This window comes from Arthrobacter sp. ES3-54 (assembly GCF_029504395.1).
Classification (GTDB): domain Bacteria; phylum Actinomycetota; class Actinomycetes; order Actinomycetales; family Micrococcaceae; genus Arthrobacter.
Genome location: NZ_JAQFIF010000006.1, coordinates 17,814 through 37,619, shown reverse-complemented (window position 1 = coordinate 37,619; position 19,806 = coordinate 17,814). Strand labels below are relative to the sequence as shown.

Annotated in this window: 21 protein-coding genes; 2 read left to right on the top strand and 19 right to left on the bottom strand. The window is 65.0% G+C overall.

The window, feature by feature from the left end; translation table 11 throughout:
* The first annotated feature begins 3 nt into the window (after window positions 1-3).
* The gene (locus M2428_RS12370) at window positions 4-894 is read left to right on the top strand and encodes a tRNA pseudouridine synthase A (RefSeq protein WP_277526267.1); all 891 of its coding nucleotides are present in this window, start codon (window positions 4-6) and stop codon (window positions 892-894) included.
* A gap of 86 nt (window positions 895-980) precedes the next feature.
* Here M2428_RS12370 and M2428_RS12365 read toward each other — a convergent pair whose 3' ends face one another.
* Entirely contained in the window at window positions 981-2,687 is a 1,707-nt protein-coding gene (locus M2428_RS12365; protein ID WP_346780749.1) for an ATP-binding protein, read from the bottom strand.
* Window positions 2,688-2,895: 208 nt separating this feature from the next.
* Between M2428_RS12365 and M2428_RS12360 the strand changes: the two genes are divergently transcribed.
* Window positions 2,896-3,657, top strand: a complete 762-nt coding sequence (locus M2428_RS12360) for a response regulator transcription factor (RefSeq protein ID WP_277526266.1) — start codon at window positions 2,896-2,898, stop codon at window positions 3,655-3,657.
* Window positions 3,658-3,734: 77 nt separating this feature from the next.
* Here M2428_RS12360 and M2428_RS12355 read toward each other — a convergent pair whose 3' ends face one another.
* The 18 genes from M2428_RS12355 to M2428_RS12270 form a co-directional block, all read right to left on the bottom strand.
* The gene (locus tag M2428_RS12355; RefSeq protein WP_277526265.1) at window positions 3,735-4,214 is read right to left on the bottom strand and encodes an Hpt domain-containing protein; all 480 of its coding nucleotides are present in this window, start codon (window positions 4,212-4,214) and stop codon (window positions 3,735-3,737) included.
* Between the two features lie 132 nt (window positions 4,215-4,346).
* Entirely contained in the window at window positions 4,347-5,231 is an 885-nt protein-coding gene (locus M2428_RS12350; protein WP_277526264.1) for a type II secretion system F family protein, read from the bottom strand.
* 6 nt (window positions 5,232-5,237) lie between these two features.
* On the bottom strand, window positions 5,238-6,173 hold the full coding sequence (locus M2428_RS12345) for a type II secretion system F family protein (protein WP_277526263.1): 936 nt from the start codon (window positions 6,171-6,173) through the stop codon (window positions 5,238-5,240).
* Window positions 6,174-6,180: 7 nt separating this feature from the next.
* The gene (locus M2428_RS12340; RefSeq protein WP_277526469.1) at window positions 6,181-7,521 is read right to left on the bottom strand and encodes a CpaF family protein; all 1,341 of its coding nucleotides are present in this window, start codon (window positions 7,519-7,521) and stop codon (window positions 6,181-6,183) included.
* Between the two features lie 180 nt (window positions 7,522-7,701).
* The gene (locus M2428_RS12335) at window positions 7,702-8,892 is read right to left on the bottom strand and encodes an AAA family ATPase (RefSeq protein ID WP_277526262.1); all 1,191 of its coding nucleotides are present in this window, start codon (window positions 8,890-8,892) and stop codon (window positions 7,702-7,704) included.
* Window positions 8,889-9,653, bottom strand: coding sequence for an RcpC/CpaB family pilus assembly protein (locus M2428_RS12330; protein ID WP_277526261.1), 765 nt, complete (start codon window positions 9,651-9,653; stop codon window positions 8,889-8,891). Before M2428_RS12330 ends, M2428_RS12335 begins: the two co-directional genes overlap by 4 nt.
* 45 nt (window positions 9,654-9,698) lie before the next feature.
* The gene (locus M2428_RS12325; protein WP_277526260.1) at window positions 9,699-10,709 is read right to left on the bottom strand and encodes a pilus assembly protein TadG-related protein; all 1,011 of its coding nucleotides are present in this window, start codon (window positions 10,707-10,709) and stop codon (window positions 9,699-9,701) included.
* A gap of 2 nt (window positions 10,710-10,711) precedes the next feature.
* Complete coding sequence (locus M2428_RS12320) at window positions 10,712-11,086, bottom strand: TadE family protein (RefSeq protein ID WP_277526468.1); 375 nt, start codon at window positions 11,084-11,086, stop codon at window positions 10,712-10,714.
* Between the two features lie 106 nt (window positions 11,087-11,192).
* Window positions 11,193-11,420: a Flp family type IVb pilin gene (locus tag M2428_RS12315; protein ID WP_277526259.1), complete on the bottom strand. Its 228-nt coding sequence runs from the start codon at window positions 11,418-11,420 to the stop codon at window positions 11,193-11,195.
* Between the two features lie 245 nt (window positions 11,421-11,665).
* Window positions 11,666-12,547: a type II secretion system F family protein gene (locus M2428_RS12310; protein ID WP_277526258.1), complete on the bottom strand. Its 882-nt coding sequence runs from the start codon at window positions 12,545-12,547 to the stop codon at window positions 11,666-11,668.
* Window positions 12,548-12,564: 17 nt separating this feature from the next.
* Complete coding sequence (locus tag M2428_RS12305; protein WP_277526257.1) at window positions 12,565-13,341, bottom strand: type II secretion system F family protein; 777 nt, start codon at window positions 13,339-13,341, stop codon at window positions 12,565-12,567.
* Window positions 13,342-13,514: 173 nt separating this feature from the next.
* Window positions 13,515-14,930 carry a CpaF family protein gene (locus M2428_RS12300; protein WP_277526467.1) on the bottom strand — a complete coding sequence of 472 codons (1,416 nt, stop codon included), beginning with the start codon at window positions 14,928-14,930 and terminating at the stop codon, window positions 13,515-13,517.
* Window positions 14,931-14,989: 59 nt separating this feature from the next.
* Window positions 14,990-16,195 carry an AAA family ATPase gene (locus M2428_RS12295; RefSeq protein ID WP_277526256.1) on the bottom strand — a complete coding sequence of 402 codons (1,206 nt, stop codon included), beginning with the start codon at window positions 16,193-16,195 and terminating at the stop codon, window positions 14,990-14,992.
* Window positions 16,192-16,983: an RcpC/CpaB family pilus assembly protein gene (locus M2428_RS12290; RefSeq protein ID WP_277526255.1), complete on the bottom strand. Its 792-nt coding sequence runs from the start codon at window positions 16,981-16,983 to the stop codon at window positions 16,192-16,194. Before M2428_RS12290 ends, M2428_RS12295 begins: the two co-directional genes overlap by 4 nt.
* 20 nt (window positions 16,984-17,003) lie before the next feature.
* Entirely contained in the window at window positions 17,004-18,038 is a 1,035-nt protein-coding gene (locus M2428_RS12285) for a pilus assembly protein TadG-related protein (RefSeq protein WP_277526254.1), read from the bottom strand.
* The gene (locus M2428_RS12280; RefSeq protein ID WP_277526253.1) at window positions 18,026-18,436 is read right to left on the bottom strand and encodes a TadE/TadG family type IV pilus assembly protein; all 411 of its coding nucleotides are present in this window, start codon (window positions 18,434-18,436) and stop codon (window positions 18,026-18,028) included. The genes M2428_RS12285 and M2428_RS12280 overlap by 13 nt, the downstream gene beginning before the upstream one ends.
* Before the next feature lie 102 nt (window positions 18,437-18,538).
* Entirely contained in the window at window positions 18,539-18,754 is a 216-nt protein-coding gene (locus M2428_RS12275) for a Flp family type IVb pilin (RefSeq protein WP_277526252.1), read from the bottom strand.
* 269 nt (window positions 18,755-19,023) lie between these two features.
* Window positions 19,024-19,725: an A24 family peptidase gene (locus M2428_RS12270; protein WP_277526251.1), complete on the bottom strand. Its 702-nt coding sequence runs from the start codon at window positions 19,723-19,725 to the stop codon at window positions 19,024-19,026.
* Between the last annotated feature and the right edge of the window lie 81 nt (window positions 19,726-19,806).

The window sequence follows — 19,806 nt, the reverse complement described above, 5'->3', positions numbered from 1 at the left end:
TCTATGAACGAGCTCAAACCCGCTGCCCCCGTCTTAGGGGGCGGCGGGTTTTTGCGTATCCGGATGGATGTGGCGTACGACGGCGGCCCGTTCAGCGGGTGGGCTGTGCAACCGGGCCTACGCACTGTGCAGGGCGTCATGGAGGAGGCGCTCGCGCTGCTGATCCGCCGCCCCATCCGCGTCACGGTCGCCGGCCGCACAGACGCCGGCGTCCACGCCCGCGGGCAGGTGGTCCACCTGGACCTCAGCGAGGCGGAGTGGCTGGGCCTGAACCGGGGCGCTGAACTTGATCCCGCCGTTGCCCTGCTCCGCCGCATACGAGGCGCCTTGAGCCGGGGCCTGGGCGAGCTCAGCGGGGCGATCGAGGTGCACAGGGTCAGCATTGCGCCCAAAGGCTTCGATGCCCGGTTCTCCGCCCTCTGGCGCCGGTATTCCTACAGGATCGCCGACGGCCCCGCGCTGTGGGACCCGCTGGGACGCGCCTCCACCCTGTGGCACAGGGAACCGCTTGATGTCGGGCTCCTCAACGAGGGCGCCGCAGCGTTGCTCGGGCTGCAGGATTTCCGCTCGTACTGCAAGCCCCGCGAGGGCGCCACGACCATCCGTGAACTGCAGCGCTTCGAATTCGCCCGCGGCACCGACGGCGTCATTGTCGCCACGGTGCAGGCCGACGCGTTCTGCCACAACATGGTCCGCTCCCTGGTGGGCTCGGCGCTCTACGTGGGCGAGGGCATAGAGACCCCGGGCTGGCTCTACGAGCGGCTCCTCGCCCGGCAGCGGGACGCCAAGTCCGTGCTGGCCGCCCCGCATCCGCTGGTGCTCGAGGAAGTGGCCTACCCGACGGCCAGCGGCATGCTGGCCCGCGCCGAACTGACCCGGGCCCTGCGCGCCTAGAATGTTCGGCGAAATCGCCGAACAGCTGCCAGATCGCCGGAAGTTCCCGGCGATCTGGCAGCTTTCCGGCGACCTCGGACCGTCGCCTAGAAGGCGGCCGGGGGACCGTCGGCGGGAAGCTCGAGAGTAAAAGTGCTTCCGTGACCCGGACGGGTGCGACAGGAGATGGATCCGCCGTGCCGCTCCACGATGGCTTTGGTGATGGACAGCCCCAGGCCGGCGCCCGGAATGGAGCCGTCGCGGACGGCCGGGCTGCGGAAGAAGCGGGTGAAGACCCGCCCGGCGTCGGCAGCGGTCATGCCCATGCCGGTGTCTGCGACGTGGAGACGCACCAGGCCGTCGGCAGTGCTGGCGGAGATCCGCACCGACCCGCCGTCGGGTGAGTACTTGATCGCGTTTGAAACGAGGTTGTCCAGGGCCTGGCTGATCCGGAGCGGATCCACGTTGGCCCAGAGCGGGGCCGGGACGTCCATTGCGAGGCAGACGCGGGACGCCTGTGCCTGTGCCTGGGCCGAGCCAAGGCTGGCCTCCACGAGCCCGGCGAGGTCGGTGCGGCGGGGATGGACGTGGACTGCGGCGCTGGCGGACATGAGAAGGTCCGACACCAAGGCCAGGAGCCGCTCCGCGTTGCGCTGCGCCACTTCGACACGGCGTGTCACCGGACTGTCCAGGCCCTCCGTGTCCGCGAGCACCAAGTCCAGGTTGCCGATGATGGATGTCAGCGGTGTGCGGAATTCGTGGGAGACGGTGGAGACCACCTCGTCCTTTGCCGCGAGGGCGTCCACTAGGCCGGTGACCTCGTTGAAGACCACCACCGCCCCGTGGAAGTCACCGGCGTCGTCCTTGAGGGGCCGGGCTCCCGTCGAGAGGACACGGCTGGCGGACCCCTCGCCGAAGCAGACAAGGTAGTCGGCAAAGGACTCGCCGGCCAGCGCGCGGCGGATGGGGCGGCGCTCCAGGGGCAGCCGGGTGTTTCTGTCCTGCCCGGTCAGCAGCAGCTGGTCTTCCGCCGGCAGCTCCGCAGACTCTGGCGACTCCGCCGCCGACTCCGCAGAGCGGTGGGCAGTGGCCGCAGATGCCTCCAGTTGGGTCTGCCAGCTGTTGGTCAGGAGCCGCCGGCCAGCGGCGTCGACTGCCACGATCCCGACGTCGACCGTGTCAAGAATGGTGTTCAGGAGCTGTTCGCGTTCCCTGCTGTCGGCGAGCAGAACCTCCAGCTCGGCTTCCTTGGACTCGGTGCGCCACCGCTCGTGCCGCAGGCGCGCCCGCGCAAAACGCATGGCCAGAGAGACCGCAAGCATCATCAGCGGCACCAGCACGGCTTCGGCCGTTCGGGCTGCCAGCGGCGCCGCGCCGTCCGCAAATAGCCAGGGCAGGGCGGCCAGCAGTGGCACCGAGAAGCTCAGTGAAAGGCTCCCGGCGGCGGACAGGCGGGATGCCGAAATCCACACCACCGGCAGGACCGAAAGCACACCGGGATCCGGCAGACCGGCAGAGGTGCCGTCCCGGAGCAGGCCGATCGCGACCAGGTCCAGGGCGGGGACGACGAGCGGCGCCAAAGGACCAAAGCGGTGCCAGGGGACCAAGACGCAGGCCGCAAGGAGCGCGGCCTGCAGCGCCAATGCGAACCGGCACAAGGTGCTGTCCGGAAGGCCGGGCCACGCGGCCGGGGCAGCGAGTACGACTCCAGCCATCATCACGGCCAGCGGCAACTGGCACACGAGGACCCGCGCGCGCGGCCCCAGAGCCTTGCCGTGTCGATCCGCGCCGCGGATCAGCCGCTGTCTAAGCAAAGACGCCCCGCTCCCTTCCCGTTGCTCCAGTTTTACACCTTGTGTCACGTAAATTTGACACAAAACGAAGTTTTGCTATTTGTATTACCGAGCAGCCGGGAATTTGCCGCGTAGGGTGGGTATTCTGGCAATGCCGGTGGGGGCCGGTGAAAAGATTGCTGCCGCCGCATTCGCGAACGGCGGCGCAGCGTGACACATGAGGGGGGCCATGACCGACTTGGGAGTCGCCGTCGTAGTAGAAGACGACGAAGATGTCCGGAACCTTGTCGAAGCCGTATTGAGCCAGGCAGGCTTCGAAGTTCATTCGGCGGCCGGTGGGCGTGAAGGGGTCGACGTCGTCAGGGCGCGGGAGGCGAGCGTGGTCACCCTGGATGTCGGACTTCCCGATATCGACGGTTTCGAAGTGCTGCGCCGTATCCGGCAGTTCAGCGACGCCTACGTGGTCATGCTGACGGCGCGTACCGACGAACTTGACACGCTGACGGCGTTTCATACCGGAGCTGATGACTTCCTGGCTAAGCCTTTCCGGCCCCGCGAGTTGCGCGCCCGCGTCGGTGCCATGATGCGCCGGCCCCGGCAGGACATCGGGACCGCACAGGTATCCGGTCCTGAGGCCGTCGCCGCGCCGGCACCGTCGCAAAGCCCGGTGTTGCACCACAACGGCCTGGACCTGAACCCCGAGACCCGGTCCGTGAGCGTCGACGGGGTGGCGATCAGCCTGACCCGCAGCGAGTTCGACCTGCTGCAGGCCCTCCTCAAAGGCGCCGGCGCCGTGCGGTCCAAGACCGAACTGGTGCGGGTGGTCCGGGGCGATTATTACCGGGCCGACGCCTACATCAGCGAATCCGACGAACGCGCCGTCGAGGTCCATATCGGCAACCTGCGAAGGAAACTCGGCGAGGACCCGGTGCAACCGCGCTGGCTGCAGACCGTCCGCGGCGTGGGCTACCGGCTTTCGCCGGCGCGGTAGCCTGCTTGGCGGGTCGGCGTCCGGCGTCCGGTATCCGGCGCCCGGATCGTCTGTTGGGGGCAGCAGTACCGGCGGCCCTAGCTGTCCCACAGCACGTAGCTGAACTGGAGCTCATCAACAGTTTCCCCGCCGCGCTCGGCAACGACACGCAGGAGCGCCAAGGCATGGCCCATGTCGCCGGCCCTGAGGGCGCTCTCCAGCTCGCCGGCGAGCTGGGCCAAGCGCAGGCCGCCGACCATGGCCGAGGACGTCTTCAGGCTTAGCACCGCGTCCATCGAACCAGCGAGATCCCCGCGCTCGAGTGCCGACGCCAGCGAGCGGTAGCGCTGGTCCCACATCCGGGTGTAATCCCTCGCAAAACCCTTCGCCACGGCCGGGCTGTCCAGCTGGGCACCAAGATCCTGAAGCGCGGCCGGATCCACAAGCGGGGGCGCCGCCGGGAGGGCCGCCGGCGCACTGGACGCCGTGAAGGCAGGCACCGGCTGTCCGGGAGAGTTTGTGGGAGCGAGGGCAATGCTCGCGTCTCCGTCGTCGGGGCAAGCGCTTGGAAGGGACATGTGAACACGCTACTTGCTGATAGGGGCGATGCCTTACAGCCCGGTCTATCCTGCGGAAACCCTGAGGCTTTCCGAGGGGGAACCAAGCACGGGCGCTATTGCGGGCTATGGACTCGACTGTGACAGCGGCTGCTACTGGCCGCTAAACGTGTCAATGGCGTTGATGACAGCCGGGCCCAGGATGGCAATGAACAGCACAGGGAAGATGAAGAACAGCAAGGGGAACAAGATCGTGACGGGCAACTTCATGGCCTTCTCCTCGGCCCGTTGCCGACGCTTGACCCGCATGACCTTCGCCTGCACCCGCAACACCCGGCTGATGGCAATGCCGTAGGCGTCGGCCTGGACCACCGCCTGGACGAAGCTGCGCAGCTCGGGCACGTTGGTCCGTTCCGCCAGTGCCACGTAGGACTCCCGCCGGCTGCGCCCGACCTGCATGTCCTGCAGGGTCCGGATCAGTTCCTCCGCCAGCGGGCCCTTGCCGTTCTCGCCCGCCCGGGCCATGGCGCCTTCAAAACCCAAGCCCGCTTCCACGGAGATGAGCATCTGGTCCAGCGTGTTGGCCAGTTCCAGCTGCATGGTCTTCTGCCGCTCCTGTCCTTTGCTGTAGAGCAGGAGGTCGGGGATGAAGTAGCCCAGCAGGAGCACAAAGAGTCCCACCAGCTTGAGGATCGGTGTCGGGCTGTTGGAGCTGATCCAGAAACCCAGCAAGGCACTGGGCAGGCCAAGCAGCGGCTTGGCCGCGAGCACGCGACCCAGCGGTAGCGAGGCGGGGCGCCCGGCGAGGGACAGCAGCCTGTCCAGTTTGCGGACGTAGGCCGCGGGGGTCAGCCGGTAGCCGAACCGTTCCAGCAGGCTGCTGCGCTCGCGCTGCGTGAGTTCGGCAGGGTCCGCGCCCAGGGCGAGGATCTCCTGGACGGCGCGCTGCGACCTGCGGTCGACGGAGAGCAGCGACCACGCGAGATAGCCGAGCGGCAACGCCACTAGCAGCATGGCAAGAAGTACGGCGGGTGCCATGGCGCTTCAGAACTTCAGATCGATGATCTTGCGCATCCACAGACCACCAATGGTCATGAGGATGACGGAAGCGGCGATCATGCCCCAGCCCAGCGGGTGCGTGAACATGGCGTTCATGTAGCCGGGATTGACCAGCATCAGCATCACCACGATCCCGATCGGCATCGCCATGAGGATGTAGGCGGAGAACTTGCCCTCGGCTGCGAGGGATTTGATGTGCCCCTTGATCTCGCTGCGCTCGCGGATGGTCTCGTTAACCTGGTCCAGGACTTCGGCCAGGTTCCCGCCTACCTCGCGGTTGATCTGGATGGCCTGGGCGACCCAGATGAAGTCCTCGTTCCGCATCCGGTCCGCGGTGTCAGTGAGGGAGGCCAGGAGGTCCCGGCCCAGGCTGGTCTCGGTGACCACGCGGCGCATCTCCTCTGACGTCGGGCTTTGCGATTCGGATGCCGCGGCGTCAATGGCGCGCAGGACGCTGTGCCCGGCCCGGAGGCCGCCGGAGAGCAACTGAAGAGTGTCACCTAGCTGCTGATCGAACTTGTTGCGGCGCTTGCCGGTCAGGAAGCCGATGACCAGATGTCCCACGACGGGTGCCAGGAGCACCAGCAGGACCGCCAGCAACGGCCCCCCGACAACGAACCCAGCCAGGCCCCCCGCAACTGAGCCGGCCAACAGCAGGACGTAGAAGTCGGCCTGGCCCAGGCGCAGGCCGGCCTGTTCCAGCGATTCCCGGTTGAATAGCCGGACTTTGCGGTCTGTGAAGAATCCGTCCACCAAGTGGACGGCCGAGCCGGCGAACCGCGTCAGCTGCGAATCTGGCTGGCCCTGGACGGGCCTGCGCCGGTCCAGCGGGACACTCGCCCCGCCCGGGGCGAGCAGCACGAACCCCAGGACCACCACGGCGCTGAAGAGCAGGCCGACGCCGATGGGCAGCAGAGTCATCGGCAGATCACGCCCTTCCGGCCGGCGTCAGCGGCGCGGCAAACACACCGGGGGAGACATAGATGCCCAGGTCCTCGAAACGGTCGATAAAGTGCGGTCGGATGCCGGTGGGGACCGGCCTGCCGAGAAACCGGCCATGGGCGTCGACGCCGGCGGCGTAGTCGAACACGAATGCGTCCTGGAGCGTGACGATGTCTCCCTCCATGCCCTGGACTTCGGTCACGTGGGTGATCCGCCGGGTGCCGTCCCGCAGGCGGGAGATCTGGATGATCAGGTTGACGGCCGAGGCGATCTGTTCCCGGATGGCGCGCAGCGGCAGGTCCATGCCGGCCATGAGCACCAGAGTCTCCAGGCGGGCCACGGCATCCCGGGGCGAGTTGGAGTGGACGGTGGAGAGCGAACCGTCGTGGCCGGTGTTCATGGCCTGGAGCATGTCCAATGATTCGCCGCCGCGGACCTCGCCCACCACGATCCGGTCCGGCCGCATGCGCAGGGAGTTCCGTAGCAGTTCGCGGATGGTGACCTCGCCCTTGCCCTCGGTGTTGGACGGCCGGCTTTCCAGCCGCACCACGTGTTCCTGCTGGATCTGGAGTTCGACGGCGTCCTCGATCGTCACGATCCGCTCGTCGTGGGGTAGGAAGGAGGAAAGGACGTTGAGCAGTGTCGTTTTGCCCGTGCCGGTGCCGCCGGAGACGATGATGTTGAGCTTGGCCTTCACGCAGGCGTTCAGCAGTTCCGCCATTTCCGGCGTCAGCGTGCCGAACTCGATGAGGTTCCGGACGGTCAGCGGCACCTTGCTGAATTTCCGGATGGTCAGCGAAGAACCGCCGACGGCGAGCGGCGGGATGACGGCGTTGACGCGGGACCCGTCCTCGAGCCTTGCATCCACGAGGGGCGAGGACTCGTCGATGCGCCGGCCCACCTTGGAAACGATGCGCTCGATCACTTTGCGGAGGTGGTCCTCGGAACTGAAGCGCGACTCCGTCAGTGTCAGTTTGCCGTTCCGTTCCACATAGATCTGGTCCATCCGGTTGACCATGATTTCCGTGACGGCGGGATCATCGAGGAGGCGCTGCAGCGGGCCGTAGCCCAGGACGTCGTCGGCCACGTCGCGGACCAGCCGCGAGCGTTCTTCGGCGGACAAGGGGACCTGTTCGGCATCGATGATGCGCGTCAGCTCTTCCCGCGCCGACGTGCGGAGGTCCTCTTCCTTGGTCCCCGAATCATTGAAGCGGGTTCCCATCCGTTCGAACAAGGCTGTGGCGGCCCGCTGCTTGAGGGCCGCGAAAGCGTCCACGGGCTGCTGGCCCCGGGCGCGGGATTCCTGGTGCTCAGGGAAACCCGGCAAGGGTGGGTGGCTGCTTTTCTGGAGCACGACGGCGGACGCAGGTGCCGCCGTCGCCTCGCTTCCGCTCAGCGGGGACGCGGTTGGCGGGGACGCGGTCAGCGGGGATACTGACAGCGGGGACGCGGCCGGCGGGGCAGCGGCCGTTCCCTCGGCGGAGCGGAGCCGCTCGGAAAGCTTCACTTAGACCACCACCCGACGGTGGAGTTTCTTCTGGGCGGTGGCGCGCCAGGCGGGGTCGAACCGGTTGACGAGCTGGCGCAGTCCCTTGATGGCCGGATCCTTGCGCCCGTCCTGAAGCACCGGGATGCCGCGGTTGGTGGAGAACGCGACTGCCTTGGACCGGGGGATGCTGACGTCCACGGGCGCTCCGATGGTCGCTTCGACGTCCTGGACGCTGAGCCCGGACTTGGAATCGGCCATGTTCAGGACCACATGCCGGGTCTCGGGCAGCAGATCGAGCCGCCGGAGGATTTCGAGGCCGGAGCGCAGCCCGCGGATGCTAGGTACGTCCATGGCAGTCACCCAGACGGCATCGGTGCATTGTTCGAGCGCGGCGAGCCCGACCTCCGGGAGGCCGGGTGCTGTGTCGACGACGACGTACTGGAACTGTTCGGCCAGTTGTTCGAGCAGCCGGGTGACCTGCTGCGGTGTGATGTCGTCCGCCTCCTCGGGCGTCCTGGGGGCGCAGAGGGCGTAGATGCTGCCGGGGTGGACCGTGAGGAAAGCCTTGAGCACCAGGGAATCCTGGCTGGCCGCGGACGAGACGGCGTCGGTCACGGTGTGCTCCGGGTTCAGGTACAGGCCCGAGGCGACGTCCCCGAACTGCAGGTCCAGGTCCACGATCACCACGCCCATGGGTGCGACTTTGCCGAGCCCGATCGCGATGTTGGTGGCAATCGTGGTTTTGCCGACCCCGCCCTTGGGGGAGAAGACTCCGATCACCAATCCCTTGGCGCTGTCCGGCTGACTGGCCGCCGTGGTCCGGTTGCGGGTGGCGAACGACTGGCAGGCCCGCTCCAGCAGCACCCGGATCTGGGCGGGGTCCGCTCCCGGGCTGAGGATGTCGCGGATGCCGGCACGCATTGCCAGCAGGATGAAGTTCGGATCTGCCTCGCCGACCAGGATGACGCTGAGCTCGGGAAGCTGGACGTCGAACACTGTCGCCAGGCGCAGGGCGTCCTCGACTGGCACGTCCGGTCCCAGGATCAGGACCTCGGGCCGTTCCTGGTTGAGGCTGGCGAAGAGCTCGGCAGGGTTCGCGGGATTGACGAATGCGAAGGTCTGCAGGCTGCCCGGGAGGCCGCCGGCCAGCGCCTGGCGGACGCGCGCATCAAAGTCCGTGTTCGGGGATATCAGGACAAAGCGGCTCATTTGTACACCTTGCTTCCTTCCATCACGATTGGCCCGCTCTCTTTGGCGTTGAGGGGCTCCTTGCTCAGCCACAGGCTGGCGAACTCCGAGGCATAAATGATTTTCGAGGCGTTGACGTCATTGACGGCGACAGTCAGCAGCAGCGAACCGGTGGGGAGCGAGGTGTCTTCAGCCGGTGCGGTGGTGCCGTCCGCCGACGGCTGCGCTGGCGGGGTAGCTACGGGGGCGCGCTGCACGGCCGTCACCAGGACCTTGTGGATGGTCAACTGGGTCGATTCCTTCTCCGGTTTGGCTTCGAGGCCACCGCTTTTGAAGGAGATGAAAATGCCGATGTGGTCACCGGGTACCAGCCTGCCGCCGACCACGCGCTGCGGTTCGAGCTGAAAGGACACCTCCTGCAGACCGTCCGGGATCTGCGCGGATCCGCTTGACTGGAGTTCCTCAGGTGCGATCAGGCGCTCCGCGACAAGCTGTTCGCCGGGGAGGAGCTCGACGGCGGTGACCTTGCCTGCAAGCCCGTCCAGATTCTGGAGCGCCGACTTCGAGACAGCTTTTCCAGGAAGCTCCTGGCTGGTAACGAAAGCCTTCAGAGCCGCTACCGAGGTGCCCGCGGGTACAGCTTTTGACACCACGAGGACGTCCTTGGGCTCCAGGCCCTGAACAGCCCGGCTGTCGGCTCCCTGTGCGTAGCTGACTACCAGGATGGCTCCGACGACGGCCAGCACCAGGGCCGCGATTCCTGCCAATAAGCGTGACTTCAAAAACTGCTCCTGAACTGGTTAGTGGACTGTACGGCGACGGTGGTGCTATTGCGTGAGCCGGACGACGCCGGCGCCGAAGTCCTCGGCTGGCCCGAGGGTGTAGGCGCTGTCCAGGGACACATATCGGACAAAGCTGCCGATGATGCCGGTGCAGCTGCCGTCGCAAGTCAATGCGGCATCGACGGAGGGCGGCTTGTTGTGAAATGTAATGGGGAACTTGTTGCCGTTGAAGCTCCAACCTTTTACTACGAAGGCCGCAAACGAGATGAGTTTGTACGTAGTGCTGGAGCCGGTGCCGGCCACCTGGTCAAAGATCGGGAGCAGGACAGTGACTTCCTTTCCGGCCGTGATGTCTGCGGCCCAGGCCCGCAACTGGTCATCGCAGACGCCGGGATAGCTGTTACCGGGATCGCTGGGGGCCCAATCCGCGGCGTTGACGATTCCTGCACAGGTACCCGAGTTGCGCTTGAGCCAGCCGAAGCCGCCCGGGACAACAGCTCCAGACGACCCGTAATTGCAGGTCGTCTCGGCCTTGCTGCCGTGGCTTACTAGCAGTTGCATGCCGCCGTCGACGTGAAACTTCACCTGGCAAACGGAGAAGGCGATGGGGAACGCCGTCGGGCCCGCCACCGGGCGGCCCCACTGAACAGCGGCGCCGGCCGTTACGGTGGCGTCGTTGAAACCCAAGGCCCTGGCGAAGAATAGGGAGACGCGGTTGGGCGCCTGCCCGGCTTCCTGCGCCCCGGCAGTCACCTTTACGGTGCCGGCCGCTTTGTCCAGTACGAGGTCCGCAATATTGCTCGCGCCGTCGCGGGCGTTGCTGTTCCCGAGGCTCCGGGCGAGGGCTGACGTAGTGGAGCAGTCGGCGTCGTTGATGTTCCGGGCGCACTTCTGCGCAATGGCGAGGGCTGCTGAGTCGGCTCCGTTACGCAGTTGGGTCCGCTCGGTGTACAGCATCCCGACGTCGATCGCCAGAGCACTGAAGCCGAGCAGGGTGACCATGAGGATTGCGACGAGGACGCTGATGGCGCCGCGCTCGCCGTCGGCGGTTGTCATTCCTAGCCTCCGCACAGCATGACTCCTTTGCCCTCCATGGTGAACGGGCCTGCAATGCCGGTCATCGTGGAAAGCGAATATGTGATCTTGAGCGTCACTTGGGTTCCGGTGGTGCAGGTGACAGGGCTGATGGTGATGTTGGTGTCGGCCAGCGCAGGTTTCAGCGAGGCGGCCGCGTTCCTCGTCGCCGTTCGCGCGGCGCTTGGGCTGTTGCCGATGGCCATGACCCGGACGCCTTCGCGGGCGGCGCTGGAGAGGGTGACTTGCGCGTTGTAAGCGCGGCCGAATTCCGTGATGCCGAGCAGCAGCATGACCAGGACGGGGGCTAGGAGAGCGAATTCCACCGCGACGGCGCCCCGCTCGGATGTCTTAGACAGGGGGACCGCCTTTCCCTCGATGGATGCCTGAGACGACTTTGTGGTGGCGGCATGCTGCCGCCACCACACTGTCATTGGCCGAAGAACCGTGCCGAGGCTGCGGTAACTACGGTCCGCAGGTGCCTCCGCCGGCGTCAGCACCGGCGGTGTAGCTGCCGCCGCTAACGGAGCACTGCACCTGGGTGAACGTGTCCGTCAAGGTTCCGCCGAGCATCGTGACCGCGACGATGATCACGACGGCGATGAGGGAAACCATGATGCCGTATTCGACGGCGGTGGCGCCGCGCTGGTCGCGGCGAAGACGGGCTGCGAAGCTGGAGAGGATGGAACGCATTGGTGACTCCTGAGCGAGTTGGGAGGCTGGCCCTGCACCAGCACTGAGAGGAACTTAGCAACCGCCGACACGCCGATGATTCGCCTTTGACGCATCCTGTGCTAAGGCTTCCCAAATTGCACGTTTCCTGTACATTCACTGCGTCCATCCTGCGCTGGGGCACTTACCGGACACACAGGAGGACCCCCTCGGCTCTGGGGTCCGAGGGGGTCCGGTCTATGTGGCAGCCCGTCGGCGGCGGCAGGCTACTTGTTCGCGAAAACTTCCATGATGTTCAACACCGTTGGTCCCAGCACCACGATGAAAAGCGTTGGAAGGATGAAGAAGATCAGCGGAAACAGCATCTTGACGGGCATTTTCATGGCGTGCTCTTCGGCCCGCTGGCGCCTCTTGACCCGCATGTCCTTGGCCTGTGAGTTCAAGACGTTTGCGATGGCGATGCCGTAGGTGTCGGCCTGCACGACAGCCCTGACGAACGACCGGAGATCGGGGACATCGACGCGTTGCGCCATTGCCAAGTAGGCCTCTTTGCGGGAGCGTCCCACCTGGATGTCCTGCAACGTCCTGATAAGTTCGTCGGCGAGCGGTCCCTTGCCGTTCTGGCCCGCGCGGGCCATAGCTGTTTCGAAGCCGAGGCCCGCCTGGACTGAGATAAGCATCTGGTCCAGTGTGTCCGGCAGTTCGAGCCTGATTGCTTCGCGTCGCTTTTGGGCGTGGTTTCGGACCAGGATGTCGGGAACAAAGTAGGCCAGCGCTGAAATGCCCACTGTGAGCAGAACATTTGTCACCGTGAGGCTTCCGGCGAGAAGGAAGATTCCCATAACGGCGCCCGCGAGGGCCAGTAGCGGCTTCACCATGATGACCCGACCCAGGGGCCAGTCCTTTGGCCTGCCGGCACCGGCGAGTTGCTTGTCCAGCCAGGCCGTGTAGCCCTTCGGGGTGATCTTCCGTGTCATAGCAGCGAGTTGGCCGTTGGCGGATACTACGGATCCGGCTGCCTGCGGACTCCGCCCAAGATTGGTCTGGACATTGCGGAAGCCCGCACGGTCTCCGGTGAAAGCAAGCCAGGTCATGATCGAGATCGGGGCGACGACCGCCAGGATCGCTGCATAGGCGATTGTTTGCACAATTCTCTCCCTTCGTCTCAGAACTTCGGTTTTACGAGTCGGCTGAGCCAGAAGCCGCCTGCGGACAGCATGACCAGGGCAGCGAGGATCATCAGGAAACCCGGAAAGGTGGTCAGAAAGACCTTCGAGTATTGCTGGTTGAAAAGCGTCAGTCCGGTGAACATCAGGACCGGGAGTGCCATCAGGACCAGGGCGGACATCCGTCCCTCCGCGCTGAGGGCCTTGACCTGGCCTCGGAGCTGGTTGCGGTCCCGGATGGTCTCGCCCACATTGTCCAGGACATGGGCGAGGTCGCCGCCGACTTCCCGGTGGATTTCGATGGCCCGGGTTATTGAGGCGAAGTCTTCATTTTTGGTGCGCAGGGCAACCTCGGCAAGCGATTCGCCGAGATCCCGGCCGATTCTCGTCTCGTTGACAACACGGTTGAGTTCCTCCTTCATCGGGGCCTCATTCTCTTCGGCGGCAGCATCCACGGAGCGGAGCAGGCTGTGCCCTGCACGCAAACCGCCGGCGAGCATTTGCAGCGAATCGGGCACTTGCTCGTCGAATTTCTTGCGTCGACGCGATACGAGGACGGTGAGGAACAGTAGGAGGCCCACGGGCATCAGCAGCAGCATCAGCACGGCGGGGACCGGGCCACCTGAAAGGAATCCGAGCACCACCGCTACGAACGTGACGGCCCCGGCCATCAACAGATAGTCGCCGGGCTGTTTCTTCAGCCCGGCGTTGTCGAGCTTCTCGCGGCTGAACAGCCCGGAGCCGCGGCTCCGGAGCCCCGCGTTCAGAGTGTGCACTGCTTGGTCCGTGAGCCTTGTCAGGTTCGACGAATGGCCCGGCGCCTCGTCAGGGCGCCGCCGCGACAGGGGCACCGAGCGTGACTTGAAGACGACGGCGACCAAGATGGCCAAGGCCGCGTAAGCCAGTACGAGGCCAGCGACAAAGACAAGGGGAGACTGGTCCGGCACGGTTACCGCCCCCTGACCGGCGTGGCGCCGAATACCGCGGCCGAAATCGGGATCCCGAGTTCGGCGAAGCGATCGGTGAACCGGGGACGGACGCCGGTTGGCATGGGTTTCCCGAGGAAGCGGCCGTTTGCGTCCACGCCGGCGGCGTAGTCGAAGACGAAGGCATCCTGCAGCGTGACGACATCGCCCTCCATGCCCTGGACTTCGGTGATGTGCGTGACTCGGCGGGAGCCGTCCCTGAGCCGGGAGATGTGCACAATCAGGTTCACGGCCGATGCCACCTGCTCACGGACGGCCCGCAGTGGGAGGTCCATGCCGGCCATCAGCACGAGGGTTTCGAGTCTGGCGATGGCGTCCCTGGGGGAGTTGGCGTGCACAGTAGAGATGGAGCCATCGTGCCCGGTATTCATAGCCTGCAGCATGTCCAGGCACTCACCGCCGCGGACTTCACCGACCACGATCCTGTCCGGTCGCATTCGCAGCGAGTTCCGCACCAGGTCCCGGATGGAGACCTCGCCCTTGCCCTCGATGTTCTGCGGCCGGCTTTCGAGCCGCACCACGTGGTCCTGTTGGAGCTGGAGTTCGACTGCGTCCTCGATAGTGACGATCCGGTCCGAGACTGGAATAAAGGACGAAAGGACGTTCAGCAGGGTCGTCTTGCCGGTGCCAGTACCTCCCGAAACGATGATGTTCAGCCGGGCCAGCACGCAGGCCTGCAGGAGCTCTGCCATTTCGGGCGACAGGCTGCCCATAGAGATCAGGTCGTGGACAGTTAGGGGGTCCCGGCCGAACTTCCGGATGGTCAGGGCGGGCCCGTTGACGGCCAGCGGCGGGATAATCGCGTTGACTCGGGATCCGTCGGACAGCCGGGCATCCACCAGGGGGGATGATTCGTCGATCCGGCGTCCCACGTTCGAGACGATTCTTTCGATCACGCGCCGCAGGGCGTCGTCAGAGGTGAACTTGGAGTCTGTCAGGTGCAGTTGACCCTGCCGCTCCACATAGATCTGGTCGAAGCGGTTGACCATGACCTCGGTGACGGCGGGATCGTCCAGGTACCTCTGGATCGGACCATGGCCGAGTACGTCGTCAATGATCTCCCGGATCAGGCGTTGGCGTTCGGTCGCCGTGAGGGGGATCTGCTCCTCCTCCACGACGGCCTTCAGCTCGTCCTTGACCGACTGATGGAGTTCCGTCTCATCGATCGAGGAATCGGTAATGCGGGAACCGAGCCTTTCGAACAGCGCCTGGCTGGCGCGTTCCTTCAGCGCGTTCAGCGCTTCGCTGGCCACGGACGCCGTCTGCTGGAACTCCGTGAATCCGGGCTGCGACTCAGCCGCCGTCTTGGCCTCGAGGATCCGTCCCAGTGTCGCCGGCTGGGCGTGAGGAGCGAACACATCTACGGCGGGGGCAGTCATTTTCTCGGGCGCGGCTTGCTGTGTTCCGCCGCGCAGCTGCTGGAATCGGTCCGTAAGGCTCACTGGACTACCGCCCTTCTGTGGAGTTGCTTGTGCGGTCTGGCTTCCCAATCCGGCTTGAAGCGATCGACCAACTGACGCAGTCCCTTCACGGTGGAGTCCCGGCTGCCGTCCTGAAGGACAGGAACGCCCTTGTTGGTGGAGAACGGGAGCGTCCGGGAGCGCGGAAGCACCACATCCACGGGGGCGCCGATGGTGGCTTCAACGTCTTTGAGCGACAAACCCGCTCGCCGGTCAGCCATATTGAGCACGATGTGACGGTGTGGCGGGACCAGGTTCAGCTCATCAAGGATCTGGAACCCGGTCCGCATGCCACGAATACTCGGGACGTCCATGCCGCAAATCCACACTGCGTCCGTGGCCTGCTCGAGCGTCGCCAAAACGTGTTCGCCCAGCCCCGGCGCAGTGTCCACCACGACGTAGCGGAACTCCTGCCGGAGCTGCTCCAACAGGTGGGACACGTGGGCTCCGGTGATCCGATCCATTTCGATGGGCGTTCGCGGTGCGCACAGTGCGTAGATTCCCGCCGGATGGACCGTCAAGTATGTTTTGAGGACCATGGAGTCTTGGCTCGCCGCACCCATCACGGCGTCTGTGATGGTGAATTCCGGCTCGAGCAGCAGGCCGCTGGCTATGTCGCCGAACTGTAGATCAAGATCCACGATCACCACGCTCATGGGCGACGCTTTGCCCAGCCCCACCGCGAGATTAGTGGCTACTGTGGTCTTACCCACGCCACCCTTGGGCGACATCACGGCAATGACCCGGCCAGCGCCGCCATGATCCGCGTGCTCGGATGCCTGGGGCGCGAGCCCTCGCCGCCGTCCAGCTGCCGCGAGACTGGCCCGCTCCAGCATGACCCGGATGGTGTCAGCATCGGACGCCGGGTCCAGGAAATCCCGGACGCCCGCCCGCATGGCCTGCAGCACGGTCTCCGGGGTGGCCGTGGCGGCGAGCACCACACTGATTTCCGGGTACTGGAGGTCCATCACGGACGCGAGCTTGAGGGAGCCCTCCACCGGGAGACCAGGTCCCAGAATCAGGACCTCCGGGGGTTCTCCCATCATCTGGCGGAGGATGTCTGCCGGCCCGTCCGGAAGGTAATCGGCCTGGAAGACATGCAGGCTGCCGTGGAGGCCGGTGACGGCCAATCGGACCAGCCGCTCGAAATCGGCTGTTGGCGTGATCAAGACGAAGCGGCTCATCGGAACAGCCCTGCCGCATCTACTGCGCCCGTGCGGGAATCGACTGTATCGCCCGGCTCCTTGGAAAGGTAAATCTTGCCGAACTCAGCGGCGAAGACGATCCGCTCCGCGTCGGCAGAATTCCTTGCCAAGGTTATGAGGTAGCTGCCGTCGCCCTGAGCCTTGGTGGACGAGGTTGACGATACCTGGCTGGCACCGGCTGCGGTGTCAGAGGTTCCGGTCTGGGTGGCCGCGCCGTTGCTAAACTGCGCCGCAGTCACTAGGACCTTGTGGAAGGTTTGCTGCGTCTTGCTCAGCTTGCCGCCGCTTGCTCCGTCCGTGCCGGTAGCTGCCATGTCCAGGGAAAGGAAAATGCCTACCGTATCCCCGGCCTTCAGGATGCCGCCGGCAACGCGCTCGATGGGAAGCTTGAGCGTGATTTCCTGGAGTCCGGCGGGGACCTGGACGCGTGACGGGCCAAGGAACGCGTTCTCTTCCACCATCCGGCTGGACAGCAACTGTTCGCCCGGCATCAACGTCACAGAGGTAACCTTCGCCCCCAGCGAGGCAAGATCCGTGACGCTCTTGTCAGCCAGCGCCAGCTTCGGCACTTCCTTCCTAGCCACCGAGGCCCCGATCTTGTCAGCGGCAGTCCCGGCAGGAATGGCCTTTTGGACTATGTAAATAGATTCTGTTTCCGTACCGGCCAGTGCGCGTCTATCAGCATTCTGCACATAAGTGACCAACAATACGGTTCCGATAATTGCCACAAGCAATGCGGCGATGCCCCCCAGCAGGCGTGTTTTCATAATGTCCCCTTAGAAAATATCTAATCGATTAACCGGATACGTACGGTTCCGAGGTCCGGGCCGGTACCTGGAACTTCTCCTGCGGAATCAATGTCTACGAATCTCACGAATTGCCCGATAATGCCCCGGCACGGGTTGTTGCAGGCGTCGGCCGGATCGGCCACATCAGCCGTCCCCGATCTGAAGACCCGGGGCACGCCGCTTCCGGCGAACCTCCAGCCGAGCATCTGGAACGTTGCGTAACCCCGGATGTGCAGCCAGGCGCTGGCGCCGGTGCCGCCGGCGTTGTCGTAGACCGGGAACGTTCCCTCGACAGTGCCGCCTGCCAGAATCGTGTTCCTCCAACCGGTCACGATGGCATCGCAGGCGTCTCCACCGGGTGGGGCATTGGGATAATCCGCGCCCGTATCGCTGCCCGCGACGTCGTCCGTGTCCGTACTGGCCTGACAGGGAGCGGTCTGGTCCAGCCAACCGAAGCCGCCCGGTATGACGTGCCCCGACGTCGATGTGCAGGTCCCGCTGCCAGGCTTGTATTTGATCAGCTGGACCTCGCCCGTCACGTCACCCTCGGCGAGGTCGTACTGGCAGTCCGAGATCGCCAGCGGAAAGGCCTCCGCCCCGCCGATGGGTTCAATGGCGGCCGTTGCGTGCGCCCCGACGGTAACCGCCGGGGCGTTGAGTACGCTGGAGAACATCTTCGTGAGAAAACCTGCGCCACTCGTGCCGTTGCGGGTGGAGGTCACCACAGTGACCTCCATCGGCATCGAGAGGTCCACTGAATCAACGGTGGTGGCACCGTCGTTCGAGTTGGGGCCGCTCAGTTCCATGGCCCACGCCAGGGCCTGCGCATCGGTACAACCGCCCGCTGCGTGGCACTGCTGGGCGACTGCCATGGCGCCTGCATCGGCTGCGTTCTGCAGCTGCGCACGTTCGGCGTAAATCTGGCCCACATCGACCGCCATAGCGCCGGCGCCAATCAGTACGAGCATCATGACAGCGACCATCACGCCCGCAGCGCCGCGTTGTCTGTCCTGGTTGCGTTTTAGCCGCCGCATTGCATTGCCCCCACTCCAGTGACAGTGAGGGTGGTGCCGAACATCCCAGTCACGGCGGGTGCGGTGTAGGTGACTGTCACGTTCGCTATGACGTCTGCAGCGCAGGTGCCAGGGTTGAACGTGAAGCCGAAGGATGCAGGAGCCAAGCCCGGTGCGCCGGCGACGGCGGCTGCCTGCGCCAAGCCTTGGTCGTTCTCGATTGCCATGGTCCTGGCGGCCTCCCGGGCTGCCTGTGTGACGGAAATCTGCAGGTTATAGGCGTGCGAAAACTCAACGATTCCGCCAACCAGGGCGAGGAGGATGGGTGCGACGAGCGCGAACTCGACGGCGGCGGCCCCCCGCTCACGTCCCCGCGCCGCCCGAAACCTGGGCGGCGGTAAAGTGCTGCTGCGTGTCATGGGATCCCCCCCGGGATAGATGCAGCCGAATGATCAAGAAGTGTGCCGCGTCCGCGAGAAACGGACGCGGCACACTGGGTAAAGCTGAGACCAAGAGGTGGATTAGGCCGGGCCGGTCGTCCAGCCGTTGACCACGCCGCCGAGATCCTCGAACCAGTCGCTGAGTGCCGTGCCGAAAATGCCGGCGCCGACGATAATGGCGAAGGCGACAAAAGCAATGAGCAGCGAGTATTCCGTCGCGGTGGCTCCCTTTTCAGGGGTGAGCTTTTCCTTGACGCCGGAGACAAAAGCGAGCATTGAGACCATGAGACCAGTCATTTTATTTTCCTTTTCCAGAGTTTTGAGTAATGAACGAATTTCCAGCAAATCCCCTATTGCTTATTTGCTGGAGCTTCGTTGGAACAACATTTGCACGGCCGCAATCGGCACGGCAATGAAGTTCGATACTCGACTTTTTGGAGGAAAAAATGGGTATCACCTGCCCTCAAACGGGGGTGTACTCAGTTTCCAAGTACGGGTGGGGTTCAATTACTTGGTTTAATAAGCCGTCTTACTTAATTCGCGGCCCAGGTGAAGGCGGAGATCACCTAGGGGAGCATCAGAATGATTGCCAGGCCGGCCGCCAGCATCGAGGGTCCGTAGGGCACTTCATTCGGCTTGCTTCCGCGGTTTTTGAGGACCAGGAGCACGGAAGCGACGCCACCTGCGACGAACCCCAGCGCCCCGCCGTAGAACAAGTGGGTCCAGCCTAGGTAGCCCAAGTACAGGCCAAGTGGTGCTGCGAGCTTCACATCGCCCATTCCGAGGCCGTTTCGGCTGGTCAGGGCAAGAACTAGGTACAAAATGAACAGTATTAAGGCGCCAGCCACCCCGCGCAGCAGGCTACCTGCCTCGCCGGACACCCCCGCGGCGGCCCCGAGCAGCACAATTCCGGCCCCCAATAGAGGCAGGACCATCCGGTTGGGCAAAAGGTGGTGCTGCACGTCGGTGCGCGCCAGCTGGACGCCGGCAACCGCCAGCAGGATGTACGCGGGGAGCTCGGGGGAGAGCCCGAAGCGCCAGGCCAGCAGGGCGGACAGCGCGAAGGTGGCCAACGCCGTCGTAATTCTCGTGCGTACTGTCAACGGTCCGCCAAGGCGGGGGAGCGTGCGGCGGATGAGGAGGTCGGCCAAGAAGGATAGGCAAGCGCCCGCGAGAGCGACGCCGGCTATAAAGAGGACTCCGGTGAACGATCCGGCCGGCTGTGCAAGCAGCAGGGAAACGGAGCCGGCGGCGGCGGGATCGGACACGGTTCCTCCAGGGATGCGACGGGCCGGCACGGGACAGTCTGCGAAAAAGAGCAGACAGGATGCATCCGGACACCCCATTTT